The 19,801-nt window shown below is 68.3% G+C and carries 14 protein-coding genes and 2 pseudogenes; 10 read left to right on the top strand and 6 right to left on the bottom strand.

Annotated elements, in window-relative coordinates; translation table 11 throughout:
* The first annotated feature begins 14 nt into the window (after positions 1–14).
* The 6 genes from sufB (at position 15) to ASF39_RS18990 (ending at position 5,839) form a co-directional block, all read left to right on the top strand.
* Entirely contained in the window at positions 15–1,484 is a 1,470-nt protein-coding gene (gene sufB, locus ASF39_RS18965) for a Fe-S cluster assembly protein SufB (protein WP_055883419.1), read from the top strand.
* Positions 1,485–1,494: 10 nt separating this feature from the next.
* Positions 1,495–1,752, top strand: a complete 258-nt coding sequence (locus ASF39_RS18970) for a hypothetical protein (RefSeq protein ID WP_055883421.1) — start codon at positions 1,495–1,497, stop codon at positions 1,750–1,752.
* 56 nt (positions 1,753–1,808) lie between these two features.
* Positions 1,809–2,561 carry a Fe-S cluster assembly ATPase SufC gene (gene sufC, locus ASF39_RS18975; RefSeq protein WP_055883424.1) on the top strand — a complete coding sequence of 251 codons (753 nt, stop codon included), beginning with the start codon at positions 1,809–1,811 and terminating at the stop codon, positions 2,559–2,561.
* Between the two features lies 1 nt (position 2,562).
* Entirely contained in the window at positions 2,563–3,885 is a 1,323-nt protein-coding gene (gene sufD, locus ASF39_RS18980) for a Fe-S cluster assembly protein SufD (protein ID WP_056286829.1), read from the top strand.
* A 219-nt stretch (positions 3,886–4,104) separates the two neighbouring features.
* The gene (locus ASF39_RS18985) at positions 4,105–5,349 is read left to right on the top strand and encodes a cysteine desulfurase (protein WP_056286830.1); all 1,245 of its coding nucleotides are present in this window, start codon (positions 4,105–4,107) and stop codon (positions 5,347–5,349) included.
* Positions 5,350–5,458: 109 nt separating this feature from the next.
* Complete coding sequence (locus ASF39_RS18990) at positions 5,459–5,839, top strand: SUF system Fe-S cluster assembly protein (protein ID WP_055883435.1); 381 nt, start codon at positions 5,459–5,461, stop codon at positions 5,837–5,839.
* Between the two features lie 18 nt (positions 5,840–5,857).
* Here the strand turns inward: ASF39_RS18990 and ASF39_RS18995 are convergent, their stop codons facing one another.
* Entirely contained in the window at positions 5,858–6,454 is a 597-nt protein-coding gene (locus ASF39_RS18995; protein WP_056286834.1) for a Uma2 family endonuclease, read from the bottom strand.
* A gap of 151 nt (positions 6,455–6,605) precedes the next feature.
* Here ASF39_RS18995 and ASF39_RS19000 point away from each other — a divergent pair, with 151 nt between their 5' ends.
* Positions 6,606–6,983 (top strand): iron-sulfur cluster assembly accessory protein, encoded by a 378-nt coding sequence (locus tag ASF39_RS19000; RefSeq protein WP_056287186.1) that lies wholly within the window; start codon positions 6,606–6,608, stop codon positions 6,981–6,983.
* A gap of 6 nt (positions 6,984–6,989) precedes the next feature.
* On the opposite strand, the gene ASF39_RS19005 is transcribed toward ASF39_RS19000, so the two are convergent.
* Together ASF39_RS19005 and ASF39_RS19010 are read right to left on the bottom strand one after the other, a co-directional pair.
* The gene (locus tag ASF39_RS19005) at positions 6,990–8,060 is read right to left on the bottom strand and encodes a GGDEF domain-containing protein (protein WP_055883441.1); all 1,071 of its coding nucleotides are present in this window, start codon (positions 8,058–8,060) and stop codon (positions 6,990–6,992) included.
* A gap of 150 nt (positions 8,061–8,210) precedes the next feature.
* A complete protein-coding gene (locus tag ASF39_RS19010; protein WP_056286842.1) occupies positions 8,211–9,851 on the bottom strand; it encodes a DEAD/DEAH box helicase in 1,641 nt (546 codons plus the stop codon).
* Positions 9,852–10,996: 1,145 nt separating this feature from the next.
* On the opposite strand from ASF39_RS19010, the pseudogene ASF39_RS19020 reads away from it, so the two are divergent.
* Both ASF39_RS19020 and ASF39_RS22485 read left to right on the top strand, forming a co-directional pair.
* Positions 10,997–11,373 (top strand): annotated as a pseudogene (locus ASF39_RS19020) (porin family protein); the annotation flags it as partial.
* Position 11,374: 1 nt separating this feature from the next.
* Positions 11,375–11,592, top strand: a pseudogene (locus ASF39_RS22485) (porin family protein); the annotation flags it as partial.
* Positions 11,593–11,843: 251 nt separating this feature from the next.
* On the opposite strand, the gene parE reads toward ASF39_RS22485, so the two are convergent.
* Positions 11,844–14,033 (bottom strand): DNA topoisomerase IV subunit B, encoded by a 2,190-nt coding sequence (gene parE, locus ASF39_RS19025; protein ID WP_082494685.1) that lies wholly within the window; start codon positions 14,031–14,033, stop codon positions 11,844–11,846.
* Positions 14,034–14,150: 117 nt separating this feature from the next.
* Positions 14,151–16,139: a PhoX family phosphatase gene (locus tag ASF39_RS19030; RefSeq protein WP_056286848.1), complete on the bottom strand. Its 1,989-nt coding sequence runs from the start codon at positions 16,137–16,139 to the stop codon at positions 14,151–14,153.
* Between the two features lie 220 nt (positions 16,140–16,359).
* Here ASF39_RS19030 and ASF39_RS19035 point away from each other — a divergent pair, with 220 nt between their 5' ends.
* On the top strand, positions 16,360–16,560 hold the full coding sequence (locus ASF39_RS19035; protein WP_056286853.1) for a hypothetical protein: 201 nt from the start codon (positions 16,360–16,362) through the stop codon (positions 16,558–16,560).
* A 194-nt stretch (positions 16,561–16,754) separates the two neighbouring features.
* Here ASF39_RS19035 and topA read toward each other — a convergent pair whose 3' ends face one another.
* Positions 16,755–19,523, bottom strand: a complete 2,769-nt coding sequence (gene topA, locus ASF39_RS19040; protein WP_056286855.1) for a type I DNA topoisomerase — start codon at positions 19,521–19,523, stop codon at positions 16,755–16,757.
* Positions 19,524–19,801: the final 278 nt, after the last annotated feature.

The following is a 19,801-nucleotide window of genomic DNA, read 5'->3' on the forward strand; positions in this document are numbered from 1 at the left end:
TCAGGAGACGTCCCATGCCTGCAGTGCAGGAAACCATCGACCGGGTCCGCTCGATCGACCTCGACCAGTACAAGTACGGGTTCGAGACCACCATCGAGATGGAGAAGTCCGAGAAGGGCATCTCCGAGGACGTGATCCGTTTCATCTCGGCCAAGAAGGAAGAGCCCGAGTGGATGCTGGCCTGGCGCCTCGACGCCTACAAGCGCTGGCAGACCATGCAGGAGCCCGACTGGGCCCGCGTCTCCTACGACAAGGTCGACTACAAGGATATTTATTACTATGCGGCCCCGAAGCGGCCTGCCGCCATGTCCTTGGATGAAATCGATCCAGAAATTCTGAAAACGTACGAAAAACTCGGCATTCCGCTGCGCGAGGTCGAGGTGCTGGAGGGCATCGCCCCCGAGCGCCGGGTCGCCGTCGACGCGGTGTTCGACTCGGTCTCGGTGGCCACCACCTTCAAGGCCGAGCTGTCGAAGGCCGGCGTGATCTTCATGCCGATCTCGGAAGCCATTCGCGAGTACCCGGACCTCATCAAGAAGTATCTCGGCTCGGTCGTGCCGGTGACGGACAACTTCTTCGCGACGCTCAACTCGGCGGTCTTCTCCGACGGGTCGTTCGTGTACATTCCGCCGGGCGTGCGCTGCCCGATGGAGCTGTCGACCTATTTCCGCATCAACGAGCGCGACACCGGCCAGTTCGAGCGCACGCTGATCATCGCCGACAAGGGCTCCTACGTCTCGTACCTCGAGGGCTGCACCGCCCCGAAGCGCGACGACAACCAGCTCCACGCCGCCGTGGTCGAGCTCGTGGCGCTCGATGACGCCGAGATCAAGTACTCGACGGTGCAGAACTGGTACCCCGGCGACAACGAAGGCAAGGGCGGCATCTACAACTTCGTGACCAAGCGCGGCGATTGCCGCGGCGCCAACTCGAAGATCTCGTGGACGCAGGTCGAGACCGGCTCGGCGATCACCTGGAAGTACCCGTCCTGCATCCTGCGCGGCGACAATTCGCGGGGCGAGTTCTACTCGATCGCGGTGTCGAACGGCATGCAGCAGGTCGATTCCGGCACCAAGATGATCCATCTGGGCAAGAACACCACCAGCCGGATCATCTCGAAGGGGATTTCCGCGGGCCGTTCGCAGAATACCTATCGCGGGCTGGTGTCCGCGCACCGCAAGGCCACGGGCGCGCGCAACTTCACGAACTGCGATTCGCTGCTGATCGGCGACCAGTGCGGCGCGCACACCGTGCCGTACATCGAGTCGAAGAACTCCTCCGCGCAGTTCGAGCACGAGGCCACCACCTCGAAGATCTCGGAAGACCAGATGTTCTACTGCCAGCAGCGCGGCCTCTCCAACGAGGAGGCGACCGCGCTCATCGTCAACGGCTTCGTCCGCGACGTGCTGCAGCAGCTGCCGATGGAGTTCGCCGTCGAGGCCCAGAAGCTGATCTCGATCAGCCTCGAAGGCTCGGTGGGCTGACGAGGACGCCATGGCCTTCGCGTTCGACACCCTCAAGTTCACCCAGCGCCTCGAACAGGTGGGTGTCGGGCGCGAGCAGGCCATTGCTCATGCCGAGTTGGCGCGGGACATGATCCTTGCTGACTCCGCCACCAAGGCGGATTTGAACGAACTGAAGAAAGAGATCGACGCATCGTTGCGTGAACTCGAACTCCGAATGACCGTGAAGCTTGGTGCGATTATTGGCGCTGCTGTCGCCGTGATCGCGGCTCTTCAAAAATTCTTCTGACGCTTCGACCCCATTCGCGCGTCGGCGTCATGCATCGAAATCGGGACTAAACTTCAATGATCGAAATCAAGAACCTCACCGTCGCCATCGAGGACAAGCAGATCCTCAACGGGCTCAATCTGACCGTGAACGACGGCGAGGTCGCTGCCATCATGGGGCCGAACGGCTCGGGCAAGTCGACCCTGTCCTACGTCATCGCCGGCAAGGAGGATTACGAGGTCACCAGCGGCGAGATCCTGCTCGACGGCGTCAACATCCTCGAGATGAGCCCCGACGAGCGCGCGGCCTCGGGCGTGTTCCTCGCCTTCCAGTACCCGCTGGAAATTCCCGGCGTCGGCACCATGACCTTCCTCAAGGCGACCCTCAACGCCCAGCGCCGGGCGCGCGGCGAGGGCGAGCTCTCGACCCCCGACTTCATCCGCAAGGTGAACGCGGCTGCCGAGAAGCTGGAGATCAACAAGGAGATGCTCAAGCGCGCCCTCAACGTCGGGTTCTCCGGCGGCGAGAAGAAGCGCATGGAGATCCTGCAGATGGCGCTCCTCGAGCCGAAGTTCTGCGTGCTCGACGAGACCGATTCCGGCCTCGACATCGATGCCCTGCGCATCGTCTCGGAAGGCGTGAACGCGCTGCGCGCGCAGGGCCGCTCTTTCCTCGTCATCACCCACTACCAGCGCCTGCTCGACTACATCGTGCCGGACGTGGTCCACGTCATGTCGCAGGGGCGCATCGTGAAGTCCGGCGACAAGGACTTGGCCAAGGCCCTCGAAGCCTCCGGCTACGCCGAGTACCGCACGGGCGAGGCCGCCTGAGATGGCCGACATCACTCCGCTCCGCACCGCGGCCGAGACCGGCCTGTCGAAGCTCTTCGAAGCCACGAAGATGAAGTACCCCACGGGCGTGTCGATCGCCCGCGAGGAGGCGTTCCGCTACTTCGAGGCGGTGGGCCTGCCGACCCGGCGGGTCGAAGCCTTCAAGTATACGGACCTGCGCTCCGCGTTCCGCGATGCCGCCCATCCGGCGGAAATGCCATCGGCCGAGGTCGCCAAGGCGGCGTCCGCCGAGGCCAAGGGCTTTGCGGGGATCGAGGCGGTCCGGCTCACGTTCGTCAACGGACACCTGATCGAGGCGGAATCCGACCTCGGACGCATCCCGGCCGGCATCACCGTGACGCCGCTGACGCGGGCCCTCACGGAGGGGCATGCCCTCCTCGACCAGCTGACGCCCGTGCGCCAGGCCTCGGAGAACGCGATCTATCAGCTCAACACCGCCTTCCTGGCGGATGGCGCGCTGATCGCGGTGGAGGCCGGAGCCAAGGTCGAGGCGCCGCTGCACCTGCGCTTCGTCGGCACCGGGCCTGACGCCTATTCCACCGCCACCCGGGTCTTGGTGACGTTGGGGGAGGGTGCCGAGGCGCTGATCCTGGAGAGCCACGAGGGACCGGACGGCGTCGCCTACCAGCTCAACGACGCCGTCGACGTGGTGGTGGCCGATGGGGCCACTTTCCGGCACGCCCGCCTCAACGCGGAAGGGCGCGAGGCGGTGGCGCTGTCGACGCTGTCGGTCAAGCTCGGGGCCGCCTCGGCGGTGGAGACCGCCAACGTGGTGGTGGGCGCCGTGCTCTCGCGCCATCAGGTCTACCTGAACTTCGCGGGAGCCGATGGCCGCGCGGTGGTCAATGGTGCTGCCATGCTCAACGGCAAGCAGCTCGCCGACACCACGTTCCTCGCCGACCACGCCGCCACCGGAGGAATCAGCCGCGAGCTGTTCAAGACCGTGGTGGATGGGGCCGCCACCGGCGTGTTCCAGGGGAAGATCATCGTCCAGCAGGCGGCCCAGCAGACCGACGGCAAGATGATGTCGGCCTGCCTCATCCTGTCCGACGAGGGCCAGATGATGAACAAGCCCGAGCTCGAGATCTTCGCCGACGACGTCGCCTGCGGCCACGGCGCCACCTGCGGCGCCCTGGACGACGACCTCCTGTTCTACCTCATGCAGCGCGGGCTGCCGAAGGCGGAAGCCGAGAGCCTGCTCGTGCAGGCGTTTCTGGGCGCCGCCATCGAGTCGGTGAGCCACGAGGGCGCGCGCGAAGCGCTGATCGGCACCGTCGAGGCGTGGCTGAAAGCGCGGGGCTAAAGAAAATCGCAGACCGACCTCGAAAGCGAGGCCGATCTGCGGATGCCCGACCCACCCCGCGACCTCATCCTGAGGTGCCCAAGCGCAGCGGAGGCCTCGCAGGAGGTCCCCCGTTCGCGCGGCGGGTTCTGGAGCCCTCGGTCGAGGCTGCTTTGCAGCGCCTCGGGATGAGGGACAGGGTGGGTTCGTCACCCGACTCCTGTTTTGGAAAGTCGAGACATGAACGCACCCGTTCCATCCGCCCCCTACGACGTCCAGGCGATCCGGGCCGAGTTCCCGATCCTCGCCCAGAAGGTCTACGGCAAGCCCCTGGTTTATCTCGACAACGCGGCCTCGTCGCAAAAACCGCGCGCGGTGATCGACGCGATGGTGGCCTGCATGGAGACGGGCTACGCCAACGTCCATCGCGGGCTGCACTTCATGGCGAACGCCGCCACCGAGGGGTTCGAGGGCGCGCGCGAGACCACGCGCCAGTTCCTCAACGCCGGGTCCACCGACGAGATCGTCTTCACCCGCAACGCCACGGAGGCCTACAACCTCGTGGCCTCGTCCATGGGCCTGATGGGCCAGATCGGGGAGGGGGACGAAATCATCCTCTCGATCATGGAGCACCATTCCAACATCGTGCCCTGGCACTTCTTGCGCGAGCGGCGCGGTGCGGTGATCAAGTGGGCGCCCGTGGACGACGAGGGCAACTTCTTGCTCGAAGAGTACGAGAAGCTGTTCTCGCCCCGCACCAGGATGGTGGCGATCACCCACATGTCGAACGTGCTCGGCACGGTGACGCCCGCGGCCGAGATCGTGCGCATCGCCCATGCCCACGGCGTGCCGGTGCTCCTCGACGGTGCCCAGAGCGCGGTCCACGGGCGCATCGACGTGAAGGCGCTCGATTGCGACTTCTTCGTCTTCACCGGCCACAAGGTCTACGGACCGACGGGTATCGGTGTGCTCTACGGCAAGAAGGAATGGCTGGAGCGGCTACCGCCCTACCAGGGCGGCGGCGAGATGATCCGCACGGTCGGGGAGGATTTCGTCACCTACAACGACCCGCCCCACCGGTTCGAGGCGGGCACGCCGGCGATCGTCGAGGCGGTGGGCCTCGGCGCGGCGCTGGAGTTCATGATGACCCTGGGCCGCGAAAAGATCGCGGCGCACGAAGCTTCGTTGCTCGCCTACGCGCAGGAGCGCCTCGGGGCGATGAACTCCGTACGGATGATCGGCACCGCCAAGGGCAAGGGCGGCGTCATCGCCTTCGAGATGAAGGGCGCGCATGCCCACGACATCGCCACCGTGATCGACCGCTACGGCGTGGCGATCCGGGCCGGCACCCATTGCGCCATGCCTTTGCTCACCCGGTTCGGCGCGACCTCCACCTGTCGCGCCTCGTTCGGGCTGTATAATACCCGTGACGAGGTAGACGTCCTCGCCGAGGCCCTGGCCAAGGCCGAGATGATGTTCGCCTGACGTTCGACATCCCGGCGGCAGGCCCGCCATACGCGCGACAGCGCGCCGCCGCGCATGCGGCGGACGGCGCGGATCGACAAACGATCCGCGACCTCACGAGGACAGGACCATGAGCGACGCCGCCATCACCGGCGGGGCCAACACCCCCGCCATCGCCACCGCCTCGGCGATCCCGCCCGAGGAGCTCGACCGCCTGACCGACGACATCGTCGCGGCCTTGAAGAGCGTCTACGATCCCGAGATCCCGGCCGACATCTACGAGCTCGGCCTGATCTACAAGGTCGACATCGCCGACGACCGCAAGGTCGCCATCGACATGACGCTGACCGCCCCGGGCTGCCCGGTGGCCGGCGAGATGCCGGGTTGGGTCGAGACGGCGGTGGCCGCCGTGCCGGGCGTCCAATCCTGTGCCGTCACCATGGTCTTCGATCCCCCGTGGGACCAGAGCCGCATGTCCGACGAGGCCAGGATCGCGCTGGACATGTGGTGACCGCCGCGAGGGTCGGCCTCAGGCGCCCGTCGCCACGTTGCGCCGCGGCGCGAAGGTCAGACCCTCATAGACCTCGGCGAGCGCGAGCCGCGCGCCGATGGCGGGAAGGTCGATGATCGCGTCGACGCCTTCGAAGGTTGCAATCGCCCAGACATCCCCCTGGCGGGCATAGAGCAGGGCCTGGGGCTTCAGCGTCTCGACGAGCAGAATGTAGGCAAGCGTCGGATGGCGCTTGTACTCTTCGAGCTTGCGCGCCCGGTCGACGGCCGTCGTCGACGGCGAGGCCACTTCGACGACGAGTTTCGGTTCCCGGGCCTCGTAGGTGTCGGGGACCAGAGCCGCGCATTCCACCATCACGTCGGGCCGTCGAAGGTCCATGATGCTGGTGCGGATCGCGACATCGGCTGTCGTCGGCCGGCAGGGTGTGCCCTTCAGTTGCGTTCCCAGACTGATGATGATGTTCACCGTCGCCTGGTCGTGCTGCAGGCTCGCCCCCGTCATCATGCGGTGCCGGGGTACGGGATGGCCGTCGATGAGTTCGTAGAGTTCGTCCTGGTCGCGCTGCCAGGCGAAGAATTCCTCTGGCGTCATGATTCGGCGCGCGGCGTCTGCCATAAGGTCCTCCCACCACGGGTGGACGATACCACAAGGCGGCGACGTCTGCCGCATCACGGCAGTGGACCGCGCCATCCGCGATCCTTATCTTGCGGGATGGACGATCACCCTCAACCGCCCGGACCTTGAACCCGGCTGCCGGAGAGACACCATGGCTTCCAAGTTCCAGGTCCTGTCGCTGACCGACGCGGCCGCAGACCGCATCAAGGCGATCATCGCCGATGCCGACCGGCCCATCGCCGGCCTGCGCGTCGGCGTGAAGAACGGCGGCTGCGCCGGCATGTCCTACACGATGGAATACGCCGACGGCCCCAACCCCGGCGAGGACAAGGTCGAGGATCGCGGCGTCACCGTGTTCGTCGACCCCAAGGCGCTGCTGTTCCTGCTCGGGACGCAGATGGACTTCCAGACCTCGAAGCTGTCGTCCCAGTTCGTGTTCAACAACCCGAACCAGACCTCGGCCTGCGGCTGCGGCGAGTCCGTGGCGATCACGCCGGTCAATCCGGAGATGATGCGCGCCTTCGCCTGACCGGCGTCAGGCCACGTCGGGCAAGTCGAGGGATTCGGGCGCGGCGGTGTCGTCCACCGTGCGGTTGCGGCCGTCGCGCTTGGCTAGGAACATGCAGATGTCGGCCCGCTCCAGGAGCGAGGCCGGCGTCTCTCCCCTGCGGGCGGTCGCCACCCCGAGCGAGATCGTGATCTTACCCAGCGACTCGCCGGTGGACCGCTTGACGAGTTCGCGGCCCATCACGCTGGTGCGGACCTTTTCCGCGATCTCCACCGCCGCGGCGCGATCGGTCTCGGGCAGCAGGATGCCGAACTCCTCTCCGCCGAAGCGCGCCAGGGTCGCCCGGCCCTTGACGTGCTCGCGCATCACGATCGCCACCAGCCGCAGCACCTGATCGCCGGTGAGGTGACCGTAGAGATCGTTGAACCGCTTGAAGAAGTCGACGTCGATCACGACGAGGCTGGCCGGCGCGCCCTGGCGGGCGGCACCTTCCACGAGCTTGCCCAGCGAATCCTCGAAGTGCTTGCGGTTGGCCAGCCCGGTGAGCGAGTCGGTGAGGCTCTCGATCCGGGTCGCCTCCAGCGCCTCGCGCAGGGTCTCGATCTCGCCGCGGCTGTCGCGCATGCGCGCCTCGAGGGTGCGGTTGTTGGCCGACACCTCGCGGGTGGTTGTCACCAGGGCGGCCACGATCTCGCGCACGCGGGTGCGGTTGAGGCCGGAGCCGTCGAGGTCGATCGACAGGGCCTTGAGCGATTCCCCGTACTGCGCGGTCGAGCCGAGGGAGAGGTCGAGCACCTCCATGATGCCCTCGATCTCGGCGAGCACGTTGGTGCTCGTCCGCTCGGCTTCGGTGGAGAGGCGGCGGCCGTCGAGATAGGTCTCGTAGAGGGAGTCGATGTCGGTGTCGGTGAGGTTGCCCTGCTGCGCGGTGAGACGCTTGATGGCATCGTTCATGAGGGGCTGCGCCCCCGCGACGTAGGTGTACCAGACCGTGTAGGCGCGTGGCGTGGCGGAGGAACCGTAATCGCGCATCAGTTCGTTCGCCCGCTCGGCCAGGGCGAAGGTTCGTTCCCGGTCTCCATGGGGGGCGCTGCTCATCCGCTCGACCATCCGCTGACGACGATCCGGCGCGTTGGTGAGCCGTGTCTCGAGTCGACCTCAGGATGTGGGACGATGGTGGAGATCGCGTTAAGGCGACCGGCCAAGCTTCTCCCCGCCGCATCGGGCGGGGAGCGATATGGGTCGCGCTCAGTCCTTGCGCGGCTTGACCGGCGCGGGCCTCAGCAGGAAGGCCGGCACGTGCGCGCCGAGACCCACCGGCGAATCGCCGTCCTCATCCTCGTTGCGGCGGCGGGCGGCGGCAGGGGGGCGGCGCTCGTCGCGAACACGCTCCTGCCGGGGAGCGGCGGCCGCGGGCCGTGGCTCGCGGGGTTGCTGGGCTTCGCGGGGCTGGGCCTCGCGACGGCGGGGCTGGGCCTCGCGGGGCTTGCGGTCGCGCTCGACCTCCGCGACGGCTTGCACGTCGGCGGCCGGCGCCTCGACGACCTCGATGCTGGGCTTCGATGCGCGGCGACCGCGGGACGAGCGGGGCATGTCGGCATCGGAGGACTCGGACCGCGAAGGCTCGGACCGCGAAGGTTCGGAGCGCGAAGGTTCGGAGCGCTTGGCCGCGCCGCCTCGTCCGCGCCGGGGGGCATCGGCGGCCTTGCCGCGATGGCGGCTGCGGGGCTCCGCCTCCTCGCCGGTGGCTTCCGGCAGGGTGGCGAGATCGCCCTCGGCCCAGGGGATCGGCTGGCCGATCAGCGCCTCGATGGCGTGGAGCGAGCGTTCGTCGGCCCGGCTCGCCAGGGTGAAGGCGTGACCGGCGCGGCCGGCGCGACCGGTGCGGCCGATCCGATGGACGTAGTCCTCCGGGTGGTGCGGAACGTCGAAGTTGAAGACGTGGCTCACGGCCGGGATGTCGAGGCCGCGCGCTGCCACGTCGGAGGCCACCAGCAGCGGCACCTCGCCGGAGCGGAAGCCGTCGAGCGCGATGGTGCGGGCGCGCTGGTCCATGTCGCCGTGGAGGGCGGCCACGTTGAAGCCGTGGCTGGCCAGCGACTTCTGCAGCAGCGCCACGTCGCGCTTGCGGTTGCAGAAGATGATGCCGTTGTTGAGCTCGGCCTCGCCGCGGATGAGCTTGCGCAGGACCTCGCGCTTCTCGTGACCTTCCGCGCCCACCGCCACGAGCTTCTGGACGATGGTGGCGGCGGTGGAGGCCGGCCGGGCCACCTCGATCCGCTGCGGGTTGTGCAGGAAGACGTCGGCCAGCCGCTCGATCTCCGGCGGCATCGTCGCGGAGAAGAACAGGGTCTGGCGCGTGAACGGCACCATCTTCACGATGCGCTCGATGTCGGGGATGAAGCCCATGTCGAGCATGCGGTCGGCCTCGTCGATGACGAGGAGCTCGACGCCGGTGAGGAGGAGCTTGCCGCGCTCGAAATGGTCGAGCAGGCGGCCGGGCGTGGCGATCAGCACGTCGGTGCCGCGCATCAGCTTGGCGTCCTGGTCGCCGAACGACACGCCGCCGATGATGAGCGCCACGTTGAGCTTGTGGTTGGTGCCGTAGCGCTCGAAGTTCTCCACCACCTGGGCGGCGAGTTCGCGGGTCGGCTCCAGGATCAACGTGCGCGGCATGCGGGCGCGGGCGCGTCCGTTCTCGAGCATGGTCAGCATCGGCAGGGTGAAGGCGGCGGTCTTGCCGGTTCCGGTCTGGGCGATGCCGAGCACGTCGCGCCGGGCGAGCACATGCGGAATGGCCTGGGCCTGGATCGGCGTCGGCTCTGTGTAGCCGGCGGCGGTGACGGCCTGGAGGACCTTGTCGCTCAGTCCGAGGTCGGCAAAGGACATATCGTTCTAAAAAACCGTTGCGCGCGGGAAGTGGATCGAGGGACCGGCGCGGAGGGTAGCGTCACAGATGGCGACGATGAGCCCCGGCCCGGTCGTCGGCCTCGCCCAACGCCGCACGGGCGCATCGCGTGGACATCTAGAGCCTTGGGACAGCGTGTCAATCGGCGCTGCCCGCCGGGACGGGGTTATCCGCAACCTCCCCATGCCGATTTCTCCCGCAGCGGGATCTGCGGCAGGGCCTTGCGCCAAGCCCTCCGGTGACCGCGACCGGCACGTCCGGCCGGTCTTCCGGTCATGCGGACCCGCACGGCCGACAGGCCGACCTCGGACGGGAGATGTCACGCCCCCCGGGGAAACGCGTCCCGACCAGCACGATCCTGCCAATTCGTTAACTTAAGCAAGCATTCAAGCGGTGTGACAGGCTGTAGCACGGCGGCGATCGTGAAGATCGGCGTGATGTGCGCGAACGCACGGACGGTCAGGCCCATCGCCCAACTGGGGCTAACCTTTACCGTTCATTGACGGGTGAGGCCGTATCAGAGGCCTTGTTGCAGGAAAGCGACAGACCTCGCGGCTGCCAGGACCTACAAGCGCGGCGGCTTTCGCCAATCCCAGGACCAGTGGACACCATGAAAAGACTGCTTCTCGCCTCGACCGTTCTGGCCGGCCTCACCGCCGTCGCTTCGGCCGCCGACCTTCCGCGCCGCGCCGCGCCGCCGGTCTTCGTTCCGGTCCCGGTCTTCACCTGGACGGGCTTCTACTTCGGTATCAACGCCGGCTACGGCTTCGACACCGGCAAGCAGGACCGCAACGTCTACGACAACGTGTTCCCGAACCTCGTCACCGGTGGTGTGGGCCCGTCGCAGGTCGCCTATTCCAACAGCTCCAACGAGGGCTTCACCGGCGGTGGCCAGGTCGGCTACAACTACCAGTTCACCCCGGGCTCGGGCCTGGTGGTCGGCGTCGAGGCCGACGCCCAGTACGTCGACTTCGGTCGTAACCGCACCAACTCCATCCTGACCCCCGGCTTCACCGCCACCCCCGGCGTCACCTTCGTCGATCCCCGCGGCACCGCCAGCCTCGACTACTTCGGCACCGTGCGCGGCCGCATCGGTTACGCCTTCGACAAGGTCCTGTTCTACGGNCGTCGACTTCGGTCGTAACCGCACCAACTCCATCCTGACCCCCGGCTTCACCGCCACCCCCGGCGTCACCTTCGTCGATCCCCGCGGCACCGCCAGCCTCGACTACTTCGGCACCGTGCGCGGCCGCATCGGTTACGCCTTCGACAAGGTCCTGTTCTACGGCACCGGCGGCTTCGCCTACGGCGCCGGCAGCAACGAGCGTTCGTTCGGCGGCTTCCGCGGCAACGACGACTTCCGCACCGGCTACGCCGCCGGCGGTGGTATCGAGTACGCCCTCCCCACCGACTCCTTCCTGAACTTCTTCAAGTCCTCGGCCGTCACGCTCAAGGTCGAAGGCCTGTACGTGAACCTCGAGAACAACAACCGCAACGCCGGCGNCCACCGACTCCTTCCTGAACTTCTTCAAGTCCTCGGCCGTCACGCTCAAGGTCGAAGGCCTGTACGTGAACCTCGAGAACAACAACCGCAACGCCGGCGTCTACGCCTTCGACACCAACGGCGTCACCTACCGCCAGCCCGGCTTCTCCAACCGCAGCAACGGCACCGAGTTCGTCGCCGTCCGCGCCGGCCTGAACTACAAGTTCGGCTCCTACTAGGATCCGANCTACCGCCAGCCCGGCTTCTCCAACCGCAGCAACGGCACCGAGTTCGTCGCCGTCCGCGCCGGCCTGAACTACAAGTTCGGCTCCTACTAGGATCCGAACGCTCCCTCGCCGGCACGTCCGGCGGGGGAGGTTCGACGACAGAACGTCAAAAAGCCCGGCCTCGCGGCCGGGCTTTTTCGTTGTCGGACGACAACGCATCGGGACACCCTCCCCACGACTGGGGAGAGGTGTTCCGGCGCGCCTCAGATATCGAGTTCCGCCCCGTCCGCGAAGGCGGCGCGTTCGGAGATGAAGGCGAAGCGCGCTTCGGGTTTGTTGCCCATCAGGCGCTCGACGGCGTCGCCGGTGGAGGCGCGGGCGTCCTCCAGGACCGCGACGCGCAGGAGCGTGCGCTTCCCTGGGTCCATCGTGGTCTCCTTCAATTGCGCCGGCATCATCTCGCCCAGGCCCTTGAAGCGGCCGATCTCGACCTTGGCGCCCTTGAACACGGTCTTGATCACCTGCGCCTTGTGGGCGTCGTCACGGGCATAGGCCGTCTTGGCGCCGTGGGTCAGCCGGTAGAGCGGCGGGATCGCGAGGTAGAGGTGGCCCTTGTCGATGAGCTTGGGCATCTGCCGGTAGAAGAAGGTGATCAGCAACGAGGCGATATGGGCGCCGTCGACGTCGGCGTCGGTCATGATGATGACCTTCTCGTAGCGCAGGTCCTCGCCCCGGTAGGCGGAGCCGGTGCCGCAGCCGAGCGCCTGGGTCAGGTCGGAGATGAGCTGGTTGGCGCCCATCTTGTCCCGGCTGGCGCTCGCCACGTTGAGGATCTTGCCCCGCAGCGGCAGGATCGCCTGGCTCGCCCGATCCCGGGCCTGCTTGGCGGAACCGCCGGCGGAATCGCCCTCGACGATGAAGATCTCCGAGCCGGCCATGCCGGCCTTGGAGCAATCGGCGAGCTTGCCCGGCAGGCGCAGCTTGCGGGTGGCGGATTTCCGCGCGACCTCCTTCTCCTGGCGGCGGCGCAGGCGCTCCTCGGCCCGGTCGATCACCCAGTCGAGCAGCTTGTTGGCCTGGGCCGGGGAGGCGGCGAGCCAATGATCGAAGGCATCGCGGATCGCCGTCTCGACGATGCGCGAGGCCTCCACCGTGGCGAGCTTGTCCTTGGTCTGGCCCTGGAACTCCGGCTCGCGGATGAAGACGGAGAGCATCGAGGCGCAGGTGGCCATCACGTCGTCGGTGGTGACATGGGCCATGCGCTTGGCCTGGCCGACCCGCTCGGCGTGCTCGCGCAGCGCCCGCAGCAGGGCGACGCGCAGGCCGCTCTCGTGGGTGCCGCCCTCTGCGGTGGGGATGGTGTTGCAGTAGGAGGCCGAGACGCCGTCGTCCACGACCATCCAGGCCACCGCCCATTCGAGGGAGCCGTGACCTCCCGGTTTGGCGACCTTCCCCGAGAAGATCCCGTCGGTGACGAGTTCCTTGCCCTCGAGATCGCGGGCGAGATAGTCGCGCAAGCCCCCGGGGAAACGGTGCACGGTCTCGGCCGGGACGTCGTCGATCCCCTCCAGAAGGGCGGGCGCGCAGCGCCAGCGGATCTCGACGCCGCCGAACAGGTAGGCCTTGGAGCGGGCCATCCTGAACAGCCGGCGCGGGTCGAACCGGAGGGCGCCGAAGATCTGCGCGTCGGGGTGGAAGCGCACCCGCGTGCCGCGCCGGTTCTGCACCCGGCCCACCGTCTCCAGGCCGCCCTGCGCGTGCCCGCGCGAAAAGGTCTGGCGGTAGAGGGTCTGGCCGCGGGCGACCTCGACCTCGAGGAGGTCGGACAGGGCATTGACCACCGAGATGCCGACGCCGTGCAGCCCGCCGGACGTCTCGTAGACCTTGGAATCGAACTTTCCGCCGGCATGCAGCGTGGTCATGATGACCTCCAGCGCCGACTTGCCCGGAAACTTCGGGTGCGGGTCGACGGGGATGCCGCGGCCGTTGTCGGTGACCACGAGGTGGCCGCTCTCCTCCAGTTCGACCTCGATGAAGCTGGCGTGGCCCGCCACCGCCTCGTCCATCGCGTTGTCGACCACCTCGGCGAAGAGGTGGTGCAGGGCGCGCTCGTCGGTGCCGCCGATGTACATGCCCGGCCGGCGCCGGACGGGTTCCAGCCCCTCCAGCACCTCGATGGAGGAGGCGTCGTAGCCGGCTTCCGCCGCGTCCTGCGGAGCCTTTATGTCCAACAGAGCCTTGCCGTCCTGCGGAGCCTTGCCGTCCTGCGGAGCCTTGCCGTCCTGCGAAACCTTGCCGTCCTGCGAAACCTTGCCGTCCTGCGGAGCTTTGGGCAACGGCGTGCGGGCGGCCGCCGGCGACCGGGCGCGCGGGGGTGCCGGAGCGAAGAGATCCACCGGCCGGCCGACGGCTTCGGCCTGGGGAGCCTGACGGGGCGTCTCACGTTGAGTCATCGCGCGACCATACTGGAACGAAACGGAAACGTGAAGCGGCGCACCCGGGGCGGGGCGGGCCACTTCACGGTTTAGATCAGCTTGCGCCGTTTCCGTTAACGTCCTCCCGACGGCGCCTCAGCTTCCGACCCGGCCGCCCCCGCGCCGGGTGATCGCCACCACCGCCGGGCGCGGCGGCATGCCCTCGTCGAAGTCGGGCCAGCGGGTCGAGGGCGCCTCGAAGGTGGCGGGCTTGGCCTTCGGATCGTCCTCGTCGGCCTCGCCGGGGTGCTGCACGGCCACGAAGAAGGTGGTGTCGTCGGGGGTGAAATAGGGGCCGCACATCTCGGCGCCGTTGGGCACGCGGAAGAAGTGCTTGGCGGTGCCGCGTCCCGCCCCTTCGGTCTCGAGTCCCCAGATGCCGTCGTTGCGCCCGGTGCGGGAAGCGGAATTGCCGTCGGTGGCGACCCAGAGCCGCCCTTGTGAATCCACCGCGCAATTGTCGGGCATGCCGAACCAGCCGTCCTTGGTGGTGGCCGAGGAGAAGGTCGCCCCCACCGCCGCGATCGCAGGATCGCCGCAGCGCACCAGGATCTCCCAGGCGAACCCGGGGGCGGCATGGTCGCCGTCGTCGGGGGTGAGTTCGACGATGTGGCCGAAGCGGTTGTCGCCGCGCGGGTTGGCGGCGTTCACGTCGTCGGGCTTTCGCGAGGCGTTGTTGGTGAGCATGACGTAGACCTTGCCCGTCCTGGCGTTGGCCTCGACGTCCTCGGGCCGGTCCATCTTGGTGGCGCCGAGCGCATCCGCCGCGAGGCGGGTCTGGATCAGCACGTCGGCCTGGCTGGCGAATCCGTTCTGCGGGGTCAGCGGGCCCTGGCCGAACACCAAAGGCAGCCAGGTGCCGCGCCCGTCGGCGTCGAAGCGGGCGACATGCAGCGTGCCGCGGTCGAGGATGTCGCGGTTGGCCGATGCATCGGCGGCGACCGCGTCGGCGGTGACGAACTTGTAGACGTAGTCGAAGCGCTGGTCGTCGCCCTGGTAGACCACGTAGCGGCCGGCGCTCGAGACGATGCCGGCCGCCCCCTCGTGCTTGAACCGGCCCATGGCGGTACGCTTCTTGGGCACGCTGGCGGGGTCGAAGGGGTCGATCTCCACCACCCAGCCGAAGCGGTTGGCCTCGTTGGGCTCGGCGCCCACGTCGAAGCGGGGGTCGAAGCGGCCCCAGGCGTAGGCGTTCCCGGGGATGCCGAGGCGCTTGTGGTTCCCGGCCTCCGGCGAGCCCTCGGCGAGGGTCCCGGAAAAGTAGTAGTTGATGTTCTCCTCGCAGGTGAGCCACGTCCCCCAAGGCGTTGTGCCGCCGGCACAATTGTTGATCATGCCGAGCACGGTGCGGCCGTCCGGATCGGCGCCCGTCTTCATCCGGTCCGCGCCCGCGGCCGGGCCGGCGATCGTCATCGGCGTCGTGGCGGTGATGCGGCGGGCGTAGGCCGAATCCGGCACGACCCGCCATGTCCCGTCGACCTTCCGGACCTCGATGACCGAGCCGCCGTGGGCGGCCATCTCGATCCCGACGAGGTCGGCCGTCATCCCGGCCAGGGCGACGCTCTTGATGTCCTGCCGGCCGAGGCCGGGGAACATCAGCTCCTCGTTGGTGTACTCGTGGTTGACGACCAGCAGGCCGTGCGCCGCCGGGTCCACCGCCCCCGGCATCGGGAAATACCCGACGAAGTCGTTGTTGTAGCCGAACTGTCGGCCCTGCGCCTCGGCCGACTGGTTGCGCGGGTCGAAGGCCGGCGCGCCGGGCAGGACCGGATCGCCCCAGCGGATCAGCACGTCGGCATCGTGCCCCTCGGCGACGTGATGGCGGTCGTCAGAGCCGGCGGCGATCTCCTTGAACGGAAACGGCGAGGCCGCCGCACCGTCCGCCGCCCGCGCGCTGCCGGCCGCGAGCGCGCGCGGCGTCACCACGGCCGCGATGGCGCCGACGCCGAGCAGCCCCCGCAGCAGGTCGCGCCGATCGAAGCGGGCGGCCACCACGTCGCCGAAGGTCGAGTTGGGGCTAAGGTTGGTGCCGATGTCCTCGGCGTCTTCGGCCGCCTGCGAACGGGTGCGGGACGAGTCGGTCATGGTCGGCTCCGTCTTGGTCGGGCCAATGGGGTCTGCGATGGCCGGTGCGATGGTCGTCGGTGCGACCCTGCCGCGTATCCCGCCTGCGTGGCAGTGCGATGACGCCGGGTCGGAAGGATGGCCTCGCAGGGAAGGTCATCACGATGAGGGAAGGCCTGGGAACAAAGCTCGACCGTTCGCGTCATCCCCAGGTAGTCCAGGACCGTGAGCGGGGGATGGCATGGCACCGTCGGCAGCACTCAGCACGGCCCGTCACGACGACCTGATGCGCACGGCGGCTGCGGCCGGGCATGCCTTCGCCCCACCGGAATACGGCCAGGACGAAGGCGCGGCCGGAACGCCGAGGCGCCTGCTGACCCTGTCGGCCCTCTCGGTTTCCGGCTTCATAGCGAGCTACGGCGTCTTCCTCATCCTCGGCTGATCCAGACTCCTGTCGAAGGCAGCGGCTCGACCGGCCGGCAACGACCAACCCGGACGAGGGTGCGTCCCGTCGCGAGCCGGATATCTCCGGGGACAAAAGGGGTCAGCCTCCGCAGACATTGGCGAAGGCTCCGAGACCGATCGGGACGGTAGGTCGTCTCGCGGCACCCCGGTGAAGCCGGGCGCCCCGTCCGTTCACGCTTTCTTGCGCACCGCCGGCTTCTTCGCCGCAGGCCTGCGGGCGGTGGTGGCCTTGGGCGCCGCTTCGGCGGCCTCGGCCTCGGGCTTGGCAGCCTTGGCCGTAGCAGCCTTGGCCGCCGGCTTCTTCGCAGGCGCCTTCTTGGCCGGGGTCTTGGCGGGGGCCTTGCCGGCCGCACTTCTGGTGGCCGTCTTGCGGGCCGGGGCCTTCTTCTTGCCGCCGCCCGCCGCCTCGCGGGCGGCGATCAGTTCCAGCGCCTGGGGTAGGGCGATCTCGTCGGACGAGAGCGACTTCGGCAGGGTGGCGTTGGTGGTGCCGTCGGTGACGTAGGGGCCGTACTTGCCCGACTTCACCACGATCGCCTTACCGGTCTCGGGGTGGTCGCCGAGCGCCCGGCCGGGGTCGGAGGCGGGTCCGCGCCGGCCGCCGCCCTGCTCCTTGGCGACGATGATGTCGATGGCGCGGTTGGCGCCGATCTCCAGCACGTCGTCGTCGCGCCCGAGGTTGGCGTACATCTTCCCGTGCTGCACGTAGGGGCCGAACCGGCCGAGGTTGGCCAGGATCGGCTCGCCGCTCACCGGGTGGCGCGCCACCTCCCGTGGAAGGGACAGGAGCGCCAGGGCCTTGGCCAGATCCACCGCCGACGGGCTCAGGCCCTTGGGCAGCGACGACCGCTTGGGCTTGGCCGCATCCTTCTCGGTGGAGGCCTCGCCGAGCTGCACGAACGGACCGAAACGCCCGTCGCGCAAAGTGACGGGCAGCCCGGTGACGGGATCGTTGCCGAGCACCCGCGTGCCCGGCTGAGCCCCGTTCTCGGAAGACCCCTCGCCCTCGCCGTCGACGGAGGCCGCCGCGAGCTGGCGGGTGTATTTGCACTCGGGGTAGTTCGAGCAGCCGACGAAGGCGCCGAACTTGCCGAGCTTGAGCGAGAGCTGCCCCGAACCGCAGGTCGGGCAGGTGCGCGGGTTCGAGCCGTCCGCCTTCTGCGGGAAGATGTGGGCGCCGAGCAGGTCGTTGAGGGCGTCGAGCACCTCGGTGACGCGCAGTTCCTTGGTGCCGCCGATGGCGGCGGAGAAGTCGCGCCAGAAGTCGCGCAGGACCTCGCGCCAGTCGATCTCGGCGTTCGAGACCCGGTCGAGCTGGCCCTCGAGGTCGGCGGTGAAGTCGTACTCGACGTAGCGCTTGAAGAAGCTCTCGAGGAAACCCGTGACGAGGCGGCCCTTGTCCTCGGCCACCAGCCGCTTCTTGTCGATGCGCACGTACTCGCGATCGCGCAGGGTCTGCAGGATGGCGGCGTAGGTGGAGGGACGGCCGATGCCGAGCTCCTCCATCCGCTTGACGAGGCTGGCCTCGGAGAAGCGCGGCGGCGGCTCGGTGAAGTGCTGGGTCGAGACGATGCGCTCGCGCTTGAGCGGGTCGCCGGCCCTCATCGGCGGCAGGCGCTTGCCGTCCTCGTCCTCCTCATCGTCCTTGCCCTCCTGGTAGAGGGTGAGGAAACCGTCGAACTTCACCACCTGGCCGGTAGCGCGCAGGTCGATCTTTCGCAGGCCCACCGACCCCACGATGTCGACGGTGGTACGCTCCAATTCGGCCGATTCCATCTGGCTCGCCACGGTGCGGGTCCAGATCAGGTCGTAGAGTCTTGCCTGTTCGGCATCGACGTACCGCGCCACGGTCTTGGGCAGGCGGCCCATGTCGGTGGGGCGCACGGCCTCGTGGGCTTCCTGCGCGTTCTTGGCCTTGGCGCTGTACTTGCGCGGAACGTTCGGCAGGTAGCGCTCGCCGTATTCCCGGCCGATGACGCGGCGCGCGTCGGCGATGGCCTCGGGCGCCATGTCGACGCCGTCGGTCCGCATGTAGGTGATGAGGCCGACCGTCTCGCCCCCGATCTCGACGCCCTCGTAGAGCTTCTGCGCCGCCCGCATGGTCTGGGCCGGGGCCATCCCGAGCTTTCGAGAGGCCTCCTGTTGCAACGTCGACGTGGTGAAGGGCGGGGAGGGGTGGCGCTTGGCCGGCTTGGCCTCGACGCTGCCGACCTGGAACGTCGCCAGTTCGAGGTCGCGCTTGAACGCCGCCGCCTCCTCGCCGGTGCCGACGTCGAGGCGCTGGATGCGCTTGCCGTCGGCGCCCACGAGGCGGGCCTCGAACACCGCGCCCTCCTGCGTCACCAGGGTGGCGACGAGGGACCAGTATTCGCGGGGCTTGAAGCTCTCGATCTCGCGCTCGCGCTCGCAGACGAGGCGCAGGGCCACCGACTGGACGCGGCCGGCGGATTTCGCGCCGGGCAGCTTGCGCCACAGCACCGGCGAGAGGTTGAAGCCGACGAGGTAGTCGAGCGCCCGGCGGGCGAGATAGGCGTCCACCAGCGCCTGGTCGATCTGGCGCGGGTTGCGCATGGCGGTGTCCACCGCCGCCTTGGTGATGGCGTTGAAGGTCACCCGCTCGACGGGCATGCCCTTGAGCGCCTTGCGCAGGTTGAGCGCCTCGACCACGTGCCACGAGATCGCCTCGCCCTCGCGATCCGGATCGGTGGCGAGGATCAGCCCGTCGGCGCCCTTGAGGGCCTTCACGATCTCGGAGACGCGCTTGGAGCCGCGGTCGTCGAGCTCCCACAGCATGTGGAAGTCGGCTTCCGGATCCACCGAGCCGTCCTTGGCCGGCAGGTCGCGGATATGGCCGAACGAGGCCAGCACCTCGTAGTCGCGACCGAGATACTTGTTGATCGTCTTGGCTTTGGCCGGCGACTCGACGACGACGACTTTCATGTCGGATTCAGCCTCTCGTCATGTCGTCCCGGTCCGAGCCTTCTTCTCCGCCGAGTCGAGACTTCGGCGAATCGAAGGTCGTCAGACATGATGCGGAAGGGCGCGGCACCCTCGACGCCCGGGACCTTGCGCCGCGATGAAGTGGGTGAAGGCTTTCGCGATGTCAAATGCGCGCCGCCCCGGCCGGGGTGCGACGTGGCGGTTCCACGGCCCGTCCCGCCACGGTTCCGCGGCAGCGGACACGGGACCGATCCCGGACGTGACCGGCTTGCGGGCGC

The sequence above is a fragment of the Methylobacterium sp. Leaf108 genome, from assembly GCF_001423265.1.
Lineage (GTDB): Bacteria > Pseudomonadota > Alphaproteobacteria > Rhizobiales > Beijerinckiaceae > Methylobacterium.

Excerpts from the sequence above, each read along its gene's own strand:
- sufB (WP_055883419.1), top strand. The coding sequence starts at position 15 with ATGCCTGCAGTGCAGGAAACCATCGACCGGGTCCGCTCGATCGACCTC.
- topA (WP_056286855.1), bottom strand. The coding sequence starts at position 19,523 with ATGAAAGTCGTCGTCGTCGAGTCGCCGGCCAAAGCCAAGACGATCAAC.
- ASF39_RS18985 (WP_056286830.1), top strand. The coding sequence starts at position 4,105 with ATGAACGCACCCGTTCCATCCGCCCCCTACGACGTCCAGGCGATCCGG.
- ASF39_RS19035 (WP_056286853.1), top strand. The coding sequence starts at position 16,360 with ATGGCACCGTCGGCAGCACTCAGCACGGCCCGTCACGACGACCTGATG.
- ASF39_RS19005 (WP_055883441.1), bottom strand. The coding sequence starts at position 8,060 with ATGAGCAGCGCCCCCCATGGAGACCGGGAACGAACCTTCGCCCTGGCC.
- ASF39_RS18970 (WP_055883421.1), top strand. The coding sequence starts at position 1,495 with ATGGCCTTCGCGTTCGACACCCTCAAGTTCACCCAGCGCCTCGAACAG.
- parE (WP_082494685.1), bottom strand. The coding sequence starts at position 14,033 with ATGACTCAACGTGAGACGCCCCGTCAGGCTCCCCAGGCCGAAGCCGTC.
- ASF39_RS18995 (WP_056286834.1), bottom strand. The coding sequence starts at position 6,454 with ATGGCAGACGCCGCGCGCCGAATCATGACGCCAGAGGAATTCTTCGCC.
- sufC (WP_055883424.1), top strand. The coding sequence starts at position 1,809 with ATGATCGAAATCAAGAACCTCACCGTCGCCATCGAGGACAAGCAGATC.
- ASF39_RS19010 (WP_056286842.1), bottom strand. The coding sequence starts at position 9,851 with ATGTCCTTTGCCGACCTCGGACTGAGCGACAAGGTCCTCCAGGCCGTC.
- ASF39_RS19000 (WP_056287186.1), top strand. The coding sequence starts at position 6,606 with ATGGCTTCCAAGTTCCAGGTCCTGTCGCTGACCGACGCGGCCGCAGAC.
- sufD (WP_056286829.1), top strand. The coding sequence starts at position 2,563 with ATGGCCGACATCACTCCGCTCCGCACCGCGGCCGAGACCGGCCTGTCG.
- ASF39_RS18990 (WP_055883435.1), top strand. The coding sequence starts at position 5,459 with ATGAGCGACGCCGCCATCACCGGCGGGGCCAACACCCCCGCCATCGCC.
- ASF39_RS19030 (WP_056286848.1), bottom strand. The coding sequence starts at position 16,139 with ATGACCGACTCGTCCCGCACCCGTTCGCAGGCGGCCGAAGACGCCGAG.